16 protein-coding genes and 1 riboswitch are annotated in these 13,787 nt (G+C 71.3%); of the genes, 5 read left to right on the forward strand and 11 right to left on the reverse strand.

The window, feature by feature from the left end:
- Window positions 1-38: 38 nt before the first annotated feature.
- Together urtA and AB0I71_RS14300 are read right to left on the reverse strand one after the other, a co-directional pair.
- On the reverse strand, window positions 39-1,283 hold the full coding sequence (gene urtA / locus AB0I71_RS14295) for an urea ABC transporter substrate-binding protein (RefSeq protein WP_357584508.1): 1,245 nt from the start codon (window positions 1,281-1,283) through the stop codon (window positions 39-41).
- A gap of 456 nt (window positions 1,284-1,739) precedes the next feature.
- The gene (locus tag AB0I71_RS14300; RefSeq protein ID WP_357584510.1) at window positions 1,740-2,867 is read right to left on the reverse strand and encodes a substrate-binding domain-containing protein; all 1,128 of its coding nucleotides are present in this window, start codon (window positions 2,865-2,867) and stop codon (window positions 1,740-1,742) included.
- A gap of 97 nt (window positions 2,868-2,964) precedes the next feature.
- On the opposite strand from AB0I71_RS14300, the gene AB0I71_RS14305 reads away from it, so the two are divergent.
- Entirely contained in the window at window positions 2,965-3,423 is a 459-nt protein-coding gene (locus AB0I71_RS14305) for a MarR family transcriptional regulator (protein ID WP_357584512.1), read from the forward strand.
- Window positions 3,424-3,534: 111 nt separating this feature from the next.
- Here the strand turns inward: AB0I71_RS14305 and AB0I71_RS14310 are convergent, their stop codons facing one another.
- The 8 genes from AB0I71_RS14310 to AB0I71_RS14345 all read right to left on the reverse strand — a co-directional run bounded on the left by AB0I71_RS14310 (window position 3,535) and on the right by AB0I71_RS14345 (window position 10,311).
- Entirely contained in the window at window positions 3,535-4,557 is a 1,023-nt protein-coding gene (locus AB0I71_RS14310) for a serine hydrolase (protein WP_357584514.1), read from the reverse strand.
- Between the two features lie 210 nt (window positions 4,558-4,767).
- A complete protein-coding gene (locus AB0I71_RS14315) occupies window positions 4,768-5,733 on the reverse strand; it encodes a maleylpyruvate isomerase N-terminal domain-containing protein (protein WP_357584516.1) in 966 nt (321 codons plus the stop codon).
- Window positions 5,711-6,493 (reverse strand): urease accessory protein UreD, encoded by a 783-nt coding sequence (locus AB0I71_RS14320; protein ID WP_357584518.1) that lies wholly within the window; start codon window positions 6,491-6,493, stop codon window positions 5,711-5,713. The genes AB0I71_RS14315 and AB0I71_RS14320 overlap by 23 nt, the downstream gene beginning before the upstream one ends.
- Window positions 6,493-7,245 (reverse strand): urease accessory protein UreG, encoded by a 753-nt coding sequence (gene ureG, locus AB0I71_RS14325; RefSeq protein WP_357584520.1) that lies wholly within the window; start codon window positions 7,243-7,245, stop codon window positions 6,493-6,495. The genes AB0I71_RS14320 and ureG overlap by 1 nt, the downstream gene beginning before the upstream one ends.
- Entirely contained in the window at window positions 7,235-7,918 is a 684-nt protein-coding gene (locus AB0I71_RS14330; protein WP_357584522.1) for an urease accessory UreF family protein, read from the reverse strand. Before AB0I71_RS14330 ends, ureG begins: the two co-directional genes overlap by 11 nt.
- Window positions 7,918-9,621, reverse strand: a complete 1,704-nt coding sequence (locus AB0I71_RS14335) for an urease subunit alpha (RefSeq protein WP_357584524.1) — start codon at window positions 9,619-9,621, stop codon at window positions 7,918-7,920. Before AB0I71_RS14335 ends, AB0I71_RS14330 begins: the two co-directional genes overlap by 1 nt.
- A 67-nt stretch (window positions 9,622-9,688) precedes the next feature.
- Entirely contained in the window at window positions 9,689-10,012 is a 324-nt protein-coding gene (locus AB0I71_RS14340; protein WP_357584526.1) for an urease subunit beta, read from the reverse strand.
- Window positions 10,009-10,311 carry an urease subunit gamma gene (locus tag AB0I71_RS14345; protein WP_357584528.1) on the reverse strand — a complete coding sequence of 101 codons (303 nt, stop codon included), beginning with the start codon at window positions 10,309-10,311 and terminating at the stop codon, window positions 10,009-10,011. Before AB0I71_RS14345 ends, AB0I71_RS14340 begins: the two co-directional genes overlap by 4 nt.
- A 15-nt stretch (window positions 10,312-10,326) precedes the next feature.
- On the opposite strand from AB0I71_RS14345, the gene AB0I71_RS14350 reads away from it, so the two are divergent.
- From AB0I71_RS14350 to AB0I71_RS14365, 4 genes are all read left to right on the forward strand, one after another.
- Window positions 10,327-10,500, forward strand: coding sequence for a hypothetical protein (locus AB0I71_RS14350; protein WP_357584530.1), 174 nt, complete (start codon window positions 10,327-10,329; stop codon window positions 10,498-10,500).
- A 151-nt stretch (window positions 10,501-10,651) separates the two neighbouring features.
- A riboswitch (SAM riboswitch) is annotated at window positions 10,652-10,764 on the forward strand.
- Window positions 10,765-11,041: 277 nt separating this feature from the next.
- The gene (locus AB0I71_RS14355; RefSeq protein WP_357584532.1) at window positions 11,042-11,890 is read left to right on the forward strand and encodes an ABC transporter substrate-binding protein; all 849 of its coding nucleotides are present in this window, start codon (window positions 11,042-11,044) and stop codon (window positions 11,888-11,890) included.
- Between the two features lie 36 nt (window positions 11,891-11,926).
- Complete coding sequence (locus AB0I71_RS14360; RefSeq protein WP_357584534.1) at window positions 11,927-12,706, forward strand: amino acid ABC transporter permease; 780 nt, start codon at window positions 11,927-11,929, stop codon at window positions 12,704-12,706.
- The gene (locus tag AB0I71_RS14365; RefSeq protein ID WP_357584536.1) at window positions 12,703-13,434 is read left to right on the forward strand and encodes an amino acid ABC transporter ATP-binding protein; all 732 of its coding nucleotides are present in this window, start codon (window positions 12,703-12,705) and stop codon (window positions 13,432-13,434) included. Before AB0I71_RS14360 ends, AB0I71_RS14365 begins: the two co-directional genes overlap by 4 nt.
- A 12-nt stretch (window positions 13,435-13,446) precedes the next feature.
- Here the strand turns inward: AB0I71_RS14365 and AB0I71_RS14370 are convergent, their stop codons facing one another.
- The gene (locus AB0I71_RS14370) at window positions 13,447-13,668 is read right to left on the reverse strand and encodes a DUF559 domain-containing protein (protein WP_357584538.1); all 222 of its coding nucleotides are present in this window, start codon (window positions 13,666-13,668) and stop codon (window positions 13,447-13,449) included.
- Window positions 13,669-13,787: the final 119 nt, after the last annotated feature.

Raw genomic sequence — 13,787 nt, forward strand, 5'->3', positions numbered from 1 at the left:
GGGCGGGACCTGAGGTCCCGCCCGAACCGGGGTGACGGCTAGCTCAGGCCGCCGGCCCACGGGTAGCTCTTGAGGTACGGGTCGGGGGTGATCGGCTGTCCGGAGTTCCAGACCTCGGTGATCAACCCGTCCGCACCGACCTTGCCGACGCGTGCCGTCTTGGCGATGTGCTGGGTGGCGCCGTCCACGGTGACAAGCCCCTCGGGCGCCTCGAAGGTGATGCCGTCGGAGGCCTCGCGGACCTTCTCCACCTCGAAGGTGCCGGCCTTCTCGACCATCGCCTTCCACAGGTAGACCGAGACGTACGCGGCCTCCATCGGGTCGCTTGTCGGCTTGTCCGCCCCGAACTTGGCCTTGTACGCCGCGACGAACTTCTCGTTCGCCGCCCCCGGCGTGGTCTGGTAGTAGTTCCAGGCGGTCAGCTGGCCCTCCAGGTACTGGGTGCCGATGCTCTTGACCTCCTCCTCGGCGATCGACACCGACACCACAGGCATGCTGGCGGCGGTCAACCCGGCGGACTTGTACTCCTTGAAGAACGCCACGTTGCTGTCGCCGTTGAGGGTGTTGAAGACCGCGTCCGCGCCGGAGGACTTCACCTTGTTGGTGATGGTGCCGAACTCGGTGGAGCCCAGCGGGGCGTAGTCCTCGCCCAGCACCTTCATCCCGTTGGCCTCGGCGTACGCCTTGATGATCTTGTTTGCGGTGCGCGGGAAGACGTAGTCGGAGCCGACCAGGTAGAGCGAGGTGGTGCCCTGGGCCTTGAGGTAGTCCAGGCCGGGGACGATCTGCTGGTTGGTCGTGGCTCCGGTGTAGAAGATGTACGGCGACTGCTCCAGGCCCTCGTACTGCACCGGGTAGAACAGCAGCGCCTTGTTCTTCTCGAACACCGGCTTGACGGCCTTGCGGCTGGCCGAGGTCCAGCAGCCGAAGACGGCCGCCACGCGGTCCTCCCGGATCAGCTTCTCGGCCTTCTCGGCGAAGGTCGGCCAGTCCGAGGCGCCGTCCTCGCCGACAGGTTCGACCTTCTTGCCGAGGACGCCCCCGGCGGCGTTGATCTCCTCGATCGCCAGCATGATCGAGTCCCGGACGGTCACCTCACTGATGGCCATCGTGCCGGAGAGGGAGTTGAGCAGGCCCACCTTGACGGTGTCGCCGGAGACATCGGCGCTGACTCCCGCAGCGGTGTTCCCGTCGGTGGTCTTGCTGCCGCACGCGGCCAGCGCGGCCGCGGCGACCAGGGTCATGGCACCCGCCAGGATGCGGCGGCCCCGGATCAGTGTCATCAATTCTCCCTGCGTCGCGCGTGTGACGTCAGTCAGTGCCCGGGAACGATCGTCGGCCCCGAGTCGAAGTGCGGATCTGGGTAACTGCGGTGCGGTCCGTCGGAACATTGAGCGCTACCGGGTGCGGCGGGTGGACACCGACCTGGCGGCGATTCGAATATCGGGCAGGGAAAGCTTCGATCCGTTTCATTGCGCGGATGTTTCCCGGTCCTCAATAGACTGTTTCCGCTGGCCCAGGCCGCCCTGATGACGGGCACGAAAAATGCCGGCACCTCACCGGGGAGAATCGGCGAAATGGCACCGGCACACAATTATCAGCGGCAGTCGGCCGCACTTTCCGTCCATCACCGGACGGTGGTCCAATCCGGCACGACCGCCGGATGCTTCACGTAGGAAGTATCTTTGCGGCCGTCCGGCGAACCTGTCAAGGCACGGTCCGGTCACGCCCTGCGGAGATCACAGTTCAGCGAGGACGGTGAAGTCCAGCCCGTCGGCCTCGGCCAGGTAGATCCGCTGGCGCACGTGCCGGCGACGCAGCCGCAACTCGCCACGCGGCCCGTCGTACGACACCACGTCCGCGGAGGCCTCCACCGCCCGTACGTCGAGCGTGCCGGCCTTGGCGATGAGCGCGGCCAGCAGCATCACGCCCTCGTAACAGGACTCCCCCAGGCTGCCCAGCGGCGGCGCCTCCAGCCCGAAGCGGCGGCCGAAGCTACCGTGGAAGTCGAGGTTCTCCTGCGTCACCAGGCCGGCGAAGAAACCCGCGGCGCTGAACAGCCCCCGGGTGTTGGCGGCACCGCTGGCGAGCAGCATGTTCTCGTCCATCAGGGTGCTCAGTCGCAGGCACCGCTGGTCCAGGCCGGACCGCGCGAACGCCCGGTTGAACCGCACCGCGTCGGCGCCCACGAGCAGCATCAGCACCCCGTCGGCGTCACTGTGCTCGATGCGGCGCAGCACCTCGGCGTAGTCGTGCGTCTCCAGCGGCAGGAAGTGCTGGCCGACCACCCGCCCGCCACTGCGCAGCGCGTACCGGTGCGCCGCCCGGGTGGTCCGGCGCGGCCAGACGTAGTCGTTGCCGACCACGAACCAGCGCCGCACCCCGAGATCACCGGCGAGCACCCGCATCGCCGGCCACAGCTGCGCGTCCGGCGTCTCGCTGGTCAGGAAGACACCCTCGGTCCGTTCTCCCCCCTCGTACAGGGCGGTGTAGACGTACGGCACCCGGTGCGCGATGCGCGGCGCCACCGCCTGGCGTACCGAGGAGATGTGCCAGCCGGTGACGCCCTGCACCGCGCCCATCGACACCAGCGCCTCCACCTCGGCGGCCACCTCGGCCGGCGGCGCCCCGCCGTCGACCGGCACCAGCCGCAGTTCCCGGCCGAGCACACCGCCGCGCCGGTTCAGTTCCTCGACCGCGAGCTGGGCGCAGAGTTCACAGCTCGGGCCGAACATGCCCGCCGGCCCGCGCATCGGGTACACGAGCGCGATACTGACCACGCCACTGTCGACGGTCAGCCAGGACGCCCCGGCGGTGATGCTCTCCCCCGCCTGCGGGCGCCCGGACCCCGGTGCCGGCGCGGACATGAACACATGGTGGCCGCCGCCGCTGGTGAAGACCAGCCCTCCCCAGCCAGCGGGACATCTCGCTACGATGACACGGCAACCGCGAGGCGGGAGTGCCATGTCAGACCTTCCCGGTTCCGCAGCCGACCTGCTACCCCTGCTCACCCGCGCCGAGCGGCTGCTCTCGCGTCGGGTCGGCGGGGTGCTCGCCGCCGAGGCGCTGAGCATCGAGGCGTGGAGGGTCCTCTGCCTGCTCGCCGACGGGCTCGGGCACCCGATGAGCGAGGTCGCCGCCGAAGCGTCGCTGCCACCGGGCACGCTGACGAAGCTGGTCGATCAACTCGTCGACCGCAACCTCGTCTTCCGCCGGGTCGATCCGATCGACAGGCGTCGCATTCGCGCCTACCTCACCGCGCGAGGTCGTCGCGAACATGAGCGGGTGGACGCGACGATCCGCGCCCACCTCGCTGGCCTCGACACGACGGACGACACCAACCTGGCTGGCCTGCTCGACGCCCTGATCGCCCGCCTGGACACCAGTCACCGCGCCCCCACCCCCGCCCAGCCACTCCCCTGACCGCCCCACACCCCCAGACACGCCGCGATCTTGCACTTTCGGTCGCCGATATGCGCTACTTGCGACTTCTGGGCGGACCGGAAGTGCAAGATCGCCGAGCTCGGGGGTGGGTCAGCCGCCGTTGACGGGGCGGAACTGCGGGACCGAGTGGCGGGCGCGGGGGGTGGGGTTGGTGGTCCGGCCGATGGTGTCGAACATCGTTCGGCCCAGTACGGCGTGGGCGCGTACGGCCGGGTGGGTGCCGCCGTAGTTGTCGAGTTCGCCGAGGGAGTCGGCGAAGAACGCGTATGTCAGGGTGGGCGCGCCGGTCGCGTCGAACATGATTCCGACCTCGTGACGGGCCGCCCCCGAGGAGTCGTAGTCCGCACCGTACTTGGTGGCGACCCGGCTGCGCTCCGCCGAGGACATGTCGCGGCGGATCCCGTCGTGGTAGCCGTTGATCCAGCGCAGGACGCCGAGCAGGAAGTCACTCGACCGGGCCGAGAGCAGGGTCTTGTTGGCCAGCCGCCACAGCAGGTCGTGAGTCTCGCGCGGGGTGGTGACGCCGAGGAAGAACCGGTTCGGGTTGGCCACCGGCTCGACCCGGGTGTGGGTGAAACCCTTGGCCGCGAGGATCTCGTTGATCTCGAGCGCCGGCACCACCCGACCGCACATCCGCACCGCCGTGTTGTCGGAGACGAGCAGCATCGCGGTGAGGAAGTTCGCCACCGTGACCTCGTCACCCCAGACCGTCTGGAGGAAGTAGATCCCGCTGCCGCCGAGGATGGTGTCGGCGGTCAGGTCGAGCCGCTGGTCCAGCTGCAGCTCACCGCGGTCGATCTTGTCCATGACGGCCACCGCGACGGCCAGCTTCTGCACGCTGTACCCGTGCGTCACCCGGTCGGCGTCGTCGGCGATCACCGTCTGGAGGGCTCCGGTGGCGTCGACCATCGCGACGTGCGAGCGCCACACCCCGCCGGCCCGGGCCTGCTGCTGCCGGTACGTCCGGCGGATCCGCTCCCGCGGCGACACCTTGCCGTCGGCCACTGTGCTGTCGTCCCCCGGCGCGGCCGCCGCACCGGACGGCGTCGCCGCCCACGTCACCGCTGCCGCACCGAACCCGATCGCGGCCCGACGACTGACCCGCTTGGTCATTGCCTCTCCCCAGGGTCTCCGTTGACACCGGCGAGCACCGGCACCTAGACACACCCTGTCATATGACCACAAAGGACAGCCGATCATTTCTCCCGCGAGCCGGCCGAGGTGGCCCGCCTACCGGAGGCCGCGGTGGGTTACCGGCAGACGATGGCCGAGGAGCCCGGGCGCGAGCAGGCCCGTTCCGGGCTGGTGGCGCAGATCAAGCGGTCAGAGTGCGCTGATTGACTCCGGGGCCCGTTCCCGGCGGGACAGTGCCCGCACCACCGCGAGGGGACCGTGCCGCCAGGCGGCGATCCGGGTGAGCAGGTCACTTGTCAGTTCGGTCGCCGCCGCCGGCATCTCGGGCGTCGGCAGGTCCAGGCTGACCGCCAGATCGTCGGCGTGCACCACCAGCTCCAGCAACCGGGTCAGCAGGAAGTCGTCGACGGTCAGTCCCCAGTCGCCGAGGTCGACGATCCGGTACGGCGGCTGTGCCGGCACCGTACGGCGCAGCTTCGCCAGAAACCCGTCGACCTCGGCGGCGAGTCGATCGGCGGTGGTCTCGGCGGCGGCCCGTTCACCCCGGTCGCGGATGTCGGTGTTGTCCGCCTCGTCGGCGCCGGTGGTGACCCAGGCGCTACCGGTGAAGTGCGTCAGGACGTCGATCGCGGTGTGCCCGGGCGGGGCGTCGAGCAGCTCCGCCGTTCGGGTGATCTGGTTGGCGAGGTGCCGGGCCAGCCCACCGGTCGAGTAGTACGGCAGGGCACTCGGCATCGTCCAGCGCTCCGCCAGCACCGGCGTACGCAGCAGTGCGGCGGCGATGTCGGCGGCGGCGAGGTAGGCGTTCCGGATGGTGACATCCAGGGGCACCAGGCCCGGATCGACGCGCAGGCCGAGGTCCGGCTGTCCCAGCCAGTCCAGTCGAGCCGAGGTCTGCTCGGCGTGTTCGGTCAGCAGCAGCCGCACCCTGTACGCGGCCAGCAGGAACGCCTGCAGGGAGTCCACCCCGAACGCGGCGTCGACCGCATCGTCGCCCAGCCCCTCGATCTGGTACGGGCAGCACCAGTCACCGCCCGGCAATGGGTCGGGGTGCGGCCTGCCGAACCGAACGACCAGCTCCGACGTGCCACCGTCAGGAAGAACCATCGCGATCCGCCGCTCGGCGACGACCTCACCCAACTCGTACAACCCCACGCTCCCGTCCCCCGCCCGACGCAGCGATGGTATCCAGCGCGGTGTCCGGTTCGAGGTACTCCCGCAGGGTGTGCGCGTCCGGCGCGATGGCGCTCCACAGGGTCGCCGGGCCACCGGCAAGCGGTAGCCGGGCCCGCGTACCGCTCACCGCGGGCGGCTCCTCCGGTCGGGCCGGGTCCACGATCAGCAGTGAGCCGGTGGCGGGCGCGCCGGCCAGCACCGCCGGTCCGGCCCAGCCGGCGGCGTTCGGCCCGACCACCAGGGACTGCCGCAGCAGCGGCCGCCCGTCCAGGTCGACCCAGGTGTTGATCTCGACGTTGCCGGGGTGCTCGCCGTGTCGGCCGCAGATCAGCTCGTCCCGCCAGTGCAGCGTGCCGCCGGCCGCGACGTCCACCCGCGCGTCGGCGACATGCGCGCAGCCGGCCGCCGCGACCAGTTGCTCAGGCAGCCAGTGCAGGGTCGCCCGGTCGGCGACGGTGGCCCGGACCAGCATCCGGGACACCGCGCCGGGGCGGCCCGGCAGCGCGATGGACGCCGCCACCGTGTGGACGCGGACCACCGCGCCCGAGCCGACCTCGACGTCCAGCCGCAGGTCGTCGCCGGCGAGCGGACCTGCCGCGCCGCCGACGACGTACACCGTGACGCCACCGCCGGGCGCCGGTACCTGGCGGAGCAGCAGCGGGCTCTCGCCGCGCAGTTCGGCCAGAACGGTGTGGCCGTGCCGGTCGGCACGGGCCACCAGCCGGGCGGTGGCCCGCATCAGGCCTGCCCGGCGGGAGCCGCCACGACCGGCGCGAGTTGGTCCGCACCGGCCGACGCGGCCCGGTGGTGGGCCAGTTCGTGGCGGATCCACGCGGCGACCCGGGTCGCCAGCGGGTCCTCGGTGATGGACTGGAACACCGTGGGCAGGTCGCCGCGGCGGGCCCGGGCGTCCCGGTCCATCACGGACAGGTCGGCACCGACCATCGGCGCCAGGTCGGTCTTGTTGATGACCAGCAGGTCGGCCGCGGTCACCCCCGGACCGCCCTTGCGGGGCACCTTGTCCCCGCCGGCCACGTCGACCACGAAGATCTGCCGGTCGACCAGCCCTCGGCTGAACGTGGCGGTCAGGTTGTCGCCGCCGCTCTCCACAAGCACCAGGTCCAGCGGCCCCAACGCCTCGGCCAACTCGTCGACCGCGTCGAGGTTGGCGCCGATGTCGTCGCGGATGGCGGTGTGCGGGCAGCAACCCGTCTCCACCGCCCGGATCCGGGCCGGGTCGAGCACCCCGGCCCGCTTGAGGAAGTCGGCGTCCTCGGTGGTGTAGATGTCGTTTGTCACCACACCCAGGCGCAACTCGTCGGCGAACGCCCGGCACAGCGCAGCCACCAGGGCGGTCTTGCCGGAGCCGACCGGTCCGCCGATGCCGACCCGCAGCGCCCGGGCGGCGGCGGGCAGCGGGGCGTGCGGGTCGACCCCCGGCTCGGGGTGGGTGTGGGGAACGGACTCGTCGTGATCGATCTCAGGACGCAAAGAGACGCACCTCCCAGGTGGCATGAGCTTCAGCGTGGATGTCGGCGAGCGGAGCGGCGGCGGCGGGCAGCCGCTCCGGTGGTTCCTCGGCGGCCCGCGCCGCCCGCGCCGCGATCGCGTCGCAGGCACCGGCGAGCCGCACCAGAAGGGCCTGCACCTGGTACGGGTCCAGGCCGAGCAGGCGTACGGCGGCACTTGCCGAGCCGGTCACCGTCGCATGGGCGGCGACCGTGGCCACCTGCCCCGGGTCGACACCGGCGGCGGCACCGACCAGCCCCAGCACGAGCGGCTGGTGTGGACCGCCAGGCCCGGCCGGTAGGTCGTCGAAGCTGGCGGTCGGCCAGATCTGCCGACCCGCCCGCAGCAGCGCCTTGCCCTGCCGGCGGGACACCGACCGCTGGGCCGGCGAGGCGGTCCGGGCGTCCAGTTCGGCGTCGAGTCGGGCCAGCACGGCGGCCCGTCCCGCCGACCACGCCGCGCCACGAGCCGCCGCCGCGAACGCTGCCGCGACAAGTCCCGCGGTGGCCAGCCGACCGCGCAGGTACTCGCCGAGCGTGGCCAGGTCGGTGACCCGCCCGGCGGCGACAGCCGCCTCCAGCCCGGCTGAGTGCGCGTGCGCACCGGCCGGAAACCGCCCGTCGGCGAGGAGCAGCAACATCGTCGAAGTGGCCATCAGAACAGGAAGTACCGCTGGGTCATGGGCAGTTCGGCCACCGGATCCGGTTCCACCACCACGCCGTCGATCCGCACCGTGAAGGTGTCCGGGTCGACCTCGATGCGGGGCAGGGCGTTGTTCTCCGGCAGGTCGGCCTTGCCGCGCGACCGTACGTCGGTCACCGGCACCACCGGACGCCGGACGTCCAACCGCAGCCCGGCCTCCAGCGCGGCAGGGGCCACGAAGGCCAGGCTGGTGGCGGCGGCCGCGCCGCCGTACGCGCCGAACATCGGCCGGGGCAGCATCGGCTGCGGGGTGGGGATCGAGGCGTTCGCGTCACCCATCTGGGCGTACGCGATCATGCCGCCCTTGATGACCAGGTGCGGGCGTACGCCGAAGAAGGCCGGCTCCCACAGCACCAGGTCGGCGAGCTTGCCCGGCTCCACCGACCCGATCTCGTGGTCGAGCCCGTTGGCCATGGCCGCGCAGATGGTGTACTTCGCGACGTACCGGCGGGCCCGGTGGTTGTCGGCGGCGCCGTCGCCGGCCAGGGCACCCACCCGGGCCTTCATCACATGCGCGCTCTGCCAGGTACGCAGCACGATCTCCCCGATCCGGCCCATCGCCTGCGAGTCGGAGCCGATGATGGAGATCGCGCCGAGGTCGTGCAGCAGGTCCTCGGCGGCCATCGTGGACGGCCGGATCCGGCTCTCGGCGAAGGCCAGGTCCTCCGGCACCGCCGGATTGAGATGGTGGCAGACCATCAGCATGTCGAGGTGCTCGGCGAGGGTGTTGCGAGTGTACGGGCGGGTCGGGTTCGTCGACGAGGGCAGCACGTTCGGCTCACCGGCGACGGTGATGATGTCCGGCGCGTGCCCGCCGCCGGCACCCTCGGTGTGGTACGAGTGGATCGCCCGACCGCCTATCGCGCGCAGCGTGTCGGCGACGAACCCGGCCTCGTTCAGGGTGTCGGTGTGGATGGAGACCTGCACGCCTGAGGCGTCGGCGACGCGCAGGCAGGCGTCGATCGCCGCCGGGGTGGTGCCCCAGTCCTCGTGCAGCTTGAACCCGCCGGCCCCGGCCCGCAACTGCTCCCACAGCGCCTCCTCCGAGACGGTGTTGCCCTTGCCGAGCAGCAGCACGTTCACCGGGAACGTGTCGAGGGCCTCGTGCATCCGGGCCAGGTGCCAGGCGTTCGGGGTGACGGTGGTGGCCCGGGTGCCCTCGGCCGGTCCGGTGCCGCCGCCGACAAGGGTGGTGACCCCGCTGGCGAGGGCCTCGGTGACGATCTGGGGGCAGATGAAGTGCACGTGGGTGTCGACGGCACCGGCGGTGAGGATCCGGCCGTTGCCGGCGATCACCTCGGTGGCCGGGCCGATCACCAGGTCCGGATGGACACCGTCCATGGTGTCCGGGTTGCCGGCCCGGCCCAGCGCGACGATCCGCCCGTCCCGCAGACCCACGTCGGCCTTCACCACCCCCCAGTGGTCGAGGACGACCGCACCGGTGATGACGGTGTCCAGGGCCCCCTCGGCGCGGGTGGCCCGCGACTGGCCCATGGACTCACGGATCACCTTGCCGCCACCGAAGACCGCCTCGTCACCACCGACGCAGTGGTCCTGCTCGATCTCGATCATCAGGTTGGTGTCGGCCAGCCGGATCCGGTCGCCGGTGCTGGGTCCGTACAGAGCGACGTAGCGCTCCCGCTCCACGCTGCTCATGCCGGCACTCCACTTCGCTCCGTGCCGCCCAGCGGCACCACCCGACTGCACCTGCTGATTCGCTCGCTCATGTGGTCCGCCGTTCGTCGAGCGCTCCGGCGCATTCCCCGCGCAGGCCCGGCACGACCCGCGCGCCGCCGAGCGGCACCAGGTCGACGCGGCGGCTCACCCCCGGCTCGAACCGCACCGAGGTGCCGGCCGGTACCGCGAGCCGGTGCCCCCAGGCGGCGTCCCGGTCGAAGTCGAGCGCCGGGTTGGCCTCGGCGAAGTGGTAGTGCGAGCCGACCTGGACCGGCCGGTCACCGGTGTTGACCACTGTCAGCACCGTCACCGGGCGCCCAACGTTGATCTCCACGGGTCCGGCCGCCGGCAGGATCTCCCCGGGGATCATGGGATCGGGTGGTGCACAGTCACCAACTTGGTGCCGTCCGGGAACGTCGCCTCCACCTGCACCTCCCTCAGCAGCTCGGGGATGCCGTCCTGCACGTCGTCGCGGCTGAGCACGGTGCGCCCGGCGGCCATCAGGTCGACCACGGAATCGCCGTCACGCGCCCCTTCGAGCAGAAATGCGGTGATCACCGCGACGGCTTCCGGATAGTTGAGACGCAGGCCGCGCTCGCGGCGCCGCCGGGCGACGTCGGCCGCCACATGGACGAGCAGGCGGTCCTGCTCGTGGGGGGTGAGATACACGGGTGCTCCCGGTGGATGTCCGCGCCCCGCACGCCGCCGGCTCGACGCCTCGACGCGCCGCCGCACGGTTCGGGGTTCGCCCGCCGGCTCGACCAGCACGCCTGGAAGACCCGGGATTCCACCGTCCCGGCCCGCGTACCGACCACCGGCGGTGGCTTCTCGGATGCGGACCGCACCGCCCACCGCTGAGCAGACCGTAAGGGATCAAGCCGTTCACGGGCAACACCCCCGACGGGTGTACGCACCCAACCCCGCCCGTCCGCCTGGCCCATCCGGCCAGCGTGAGGGTGGTCATAACGGGTGGACGGTGGGCGGTCACCGGCTGCTAGCCTCGGCGACAGGTCATGAGTGCCAGCGCCAAGCCCCGGCTCGCTGGCCGGCAACCCTCCACCGCGCAGGGGTGCCCCGGGTGAGGACCAGGCATCGGAGCAATCTCCGGTGCAAGCGTGGCCTGGGTTCCCAGGTCATCACGACCTTGAGGAGAACCATGTCGTACCGTAGTCGACCCGCTGCCGCCGTGGCCCGCCCGGGCCTGACCCGGCGTCGCCACGTCGACATGATGCGGGTGTGCAGCGCCGCGTGTAGCTGACCGCGCCGCCGGTCACCAACCCCTGGCGGGTCGGCTGGCCACTTTCCCGCTCTGTCATCGATCCCATCCCAGCGGTCCGTCCTGCGGCGGACCGTCGGTGCGGCACGTCCGTGCCCGCCGCAGCTCAACCAGGAGACACCTGTGCGATTCCTTCCTGCCCTGACCCGGGCCGCCGCCGTCGGCGTCGCCGCGATCCTCGGCGCGACCACCCTTACCGCCTGCGCCTCGGACTCCGCCGGCAGCGCGGCCGACAACCCGTACAACCTGTTGCAGCCGGGGGTGCTGCGCGCCGGCACGCTCACCGACGCCCCGCCGAACGTGTATCTCAAGGACGGCACGTTCACCGGCTTCGACAACGACCTGCTGGTCGCAGCCGCCGACAAGCTCGGCCTGACTGTGGAGTTCGTCGGCACCGACTTCTCGGGGCTGCTCGCCCAGGTCAACAACCGCAAGTTCGACGTCGGCAGCTCCTCGATCACCATCACCGAGGCGCGCAAGAAGACCGTGGACTTCGGCAACGGGTACGACTTCGGTTACTTCGGGCTCGACGTACCCGCCGGGTCGGCGTTGCGCAGCTTCGACGAGTTGCCCGGTAAGCGGGTGGTGGTCGTGCAGGGCACCGTCCAGGACGACTACGCCACGAACAACGGCCTCGACCCGGTGCGGGTGCCCGACTACAACGGCGCGATCAACCAGCTCAAGGCCGGTACCGCCGACGCGTGGATCGCTCCCGCCGAGATCGGTGAGAAGACCGCAGCGGACAGCGGCGGCAAGATCACGGTGGCGGCGAAGGAACTCAGCCCGGCCCCGACCGCGTACGCCTTCGCCAAGGGCAACGACGCGCTGCGCGAGGCGCTGAACCGGGCGCTCGACGAGGTGATCGCCGACGGCACCTGGACCCGGCTACAGGAGCAGTACTACCCGGGCCGGCCGATCCCGGCCGACTTCACCCCGGGCAGCGGGGACGTGTCGGCACCGGCCGCCTCCTGACGGTAGGACCACGAACGAGCAGGGCGGAGGTTGACCGTGGATCCGTTGCGCACCCTGTGGGAGACGTTCTTCGACTGGGAGTCGATGCGTGAGGCGCTACCCGAGATGCTCACCGTCGGGTTGCCCAACACGCTGATCCTGGCGGTCACCGCCGCCCTGCTCGGCTCGGCGATGGGCATCGTGCTGGCGGTCGCGGGCATCTCGCGGACCCGCTGGTTGCGGTGGCCGGCACGGGTCTACACCGACATCTTCCGGGGGCTGCCGGCGGCGGCGACGATCCTGCTGATCGGGGTCGGGCTGGCCCCGCTGGGCATGCAGGTGTGGGGGCCCAACCCGTACCCGCTGGGGATCCTGGCACTGTCGCTGATCGCCTCGGCGTACCTCGGGGAGATCTTCCGCTCGGGCATCCAGTCGGTGGAGGCCACCCAGTTGGAGGCGGCCCGCGCGCTGGGCTTCTCGTGGCGCGAAGCGATGCGGAGAGTGATCATCCCGCAGGGCATCCGGCGGATCCTGCCGGCCTGGGTGAACCAGCTCATCGCCCTGATCAAGGACTCCAGCCTGGTCTACTTCCTCGGCCTGCTGGCCAGCCAGCGCGAGCTGTTCCGGATCGGGCAGGACTACGCGGCGAACACCGGAAACCAGTCGGCGCTGCTGCTTGCCGGGCTCTTCTACCTGGTGCTGACGGTGCCGCTTACCCACGTCGTCAACTGGATCGACAAGCGGCTGCGACACGGCCGGCCGGCGGCCGGGCCGACCGACGACCCCGACGACCTGGACCTGGCGCTACCCGGCGCCGCCGGAGGCAACCAACGATGAACACCTCGGTCAGCCTGAGCCTGCGCGACGTGCACCTGGCCTTCGGGCATCACCAGGTGCTGCGCGGCGTGGACCTGGACGTGGCGAGCGGCGGCACCGCGTGCGTGATCGGCCCATCCGGGTCAGGAAAGTCCACCCTGCTGCGCACCGTCAACCGGCTCCTCGAACCCGACCGCGGCGACGTGCTGCTGGACGGGCGCAGCGTGCTGCGCGACGACCCGGACGCCCTGCGGCAGCGGATCGGCATGGTGTTCCAGCAATTCAACCTCTTCCCGCACATGAGCGTGGAGCGCAACATCACCTTGCCGCTGCGCCGCATCCGCAAGCTCGGCGAGGACGAGGCGGTGGCTCAGGCCCGGGCCGAACTCGACCGGGTCGGCCTGGCCGCCAAGGCCGACGCCCGGCCGGCGCAGCTGTCCGGCGGCCAGCAGCAGCGGGTCGCCATCGCCCGAGCGCTGGCCATGCAGCCGCAGGTGATGCTCTTCGACGAGGCCACCTCGGCACTGGACCCGGAGTTGGTCAAGGGGGTGCTGGCGCTGATCGCGGAGCTGGCCGACCAGGGCATGACCATGGTGGTGGTGACCCACGAGATGGGCTTCGCCCGTCAGGTCGCCGACACCGTCGCCTTCATGGACGCCGGGGTGGTGCTGGAGGCCGGCGACCCGCAGGCCGTCTTCGAGTCGCCGCAGCACCCCCGGCTACGCCGCTTCCTGTCCCAGGTGCTGTGAGGCTCTTGTCGCTCAGGAGCGGCGGCGGGCGAGGATCGCGAGGGTCTCGCGGCGCACCTCGTCGGGCTCCCGCACGAGGCGTCGCTGGCTGAACCTGACCACCAGAATGCCGACCGTGGCGAGCAGCGCGTCGCGCCGCAGGTCGATCTCACGCTGGCGGGGATCGCCGTGCGAGGTGGCACCGTCCAGCTCGATGTTGACCCGCTCCTCCTTGGCGAACAGGTCCAGGTACATGCCTGCCCGGGCCGTTCCGAGCTCGCGGCCCCCTGTGGACAGCGCGCGCCACTGCCACAACCCCTCGCGCCTGGGCCGCGGACCCATGATTGTTTGCAGTCGAGTGACCGTGGCAGCGG

Origin of the sequence: Micromonospora sp. NPDC049891, assembly GCF_040660295.1 — a bacterium.
GTDB lineage: Bacteria > Actinomycetota > Actinomycetes > Mycobacteriales > Micromonosporaceae > Micromonospora.

Bases quoted from the DNA above. Each gene is read 5' to 3' on its own strand.
- AB0I71_RS14340 (WP_357584526.1), bottom strand. From the start codon at position 10,012: ATGATCCCCGGGGAGATCCTGCCGGCGGCCGGACCCGTGGAGATCAAC.
- AB0I71_RS14370 (WP_357584538.1), bottom strand. From the start codon at position 13,668: ATGTACCTGGACCTGTTCGCCAAGGAGGAGCGGGTCAACATCGAGCTG.
- AB0I71_RS14330 (WP_357584522.1), bottom strand. From the start codon at position 7,918: ATGGCCACTTCGACGATGTTGCTGCTCCTCGCCGACGGGCGGTTTCCG.
- urtA (WP_357584508.1), bottom strand. From the start codon at position 1,283: ATGACACTGATCCGGGGCCGCCGCATCCTGGCGGGTGCCATGACCCTG.
- AB0I71_RS14365 (WP_357584536.1), top strand. From the start codon at position 12,703: ATGAACACCTCGGTCAGCCTGAGCCTGCGCGACGTGCACCTGGCCTTC.
- AB0I71_RS14320 (WP_357584518.1), bottom strand. From the start codon at position 6,493: ATGCGGGCCACCGCCCGGCTGGTGGCCCGTGCCGACCGGCACGGCCAC.
- AB0I71_RS14310 (WP_357584514.1), bottom strand. From the start codon at position 4,557: ATGACCAAGCGGGTCAGTCGTCGGGCCGCGATCGGGTTCGGTGCGGCA.
- AB0I71_RS14335 (WP_357584524.1), bottom strand. From the start codon at position 9,621: ATGAGCAGCGTGGAGCGGGAGCGCTACGTCGCTCTGTACGGACCCAGC.
- AB0I71_RS14300 (WP_357584510.1), bottom strand. From the start codon at position 2,867: ATGTCCGCGCCGGCACCGGGGTCCGGGCGCCCGCAGGCGGGGGAGAGC.
- AB0I71_RS14305 (WP_357584512.1), top strand. From the start codon at position 2,965: ATGTCAGACCTTCCCGGTTCCGCAGCCGACCTGCTACCCCTGCTCACC.
- AB0I71_RS14350 (WP_357584530.1), top strand. From the start codon at position 10,327: ATGTCCGCGCCCCGCACGCCGCCGGCTCGACGCCTCGACGCGCCGCCG.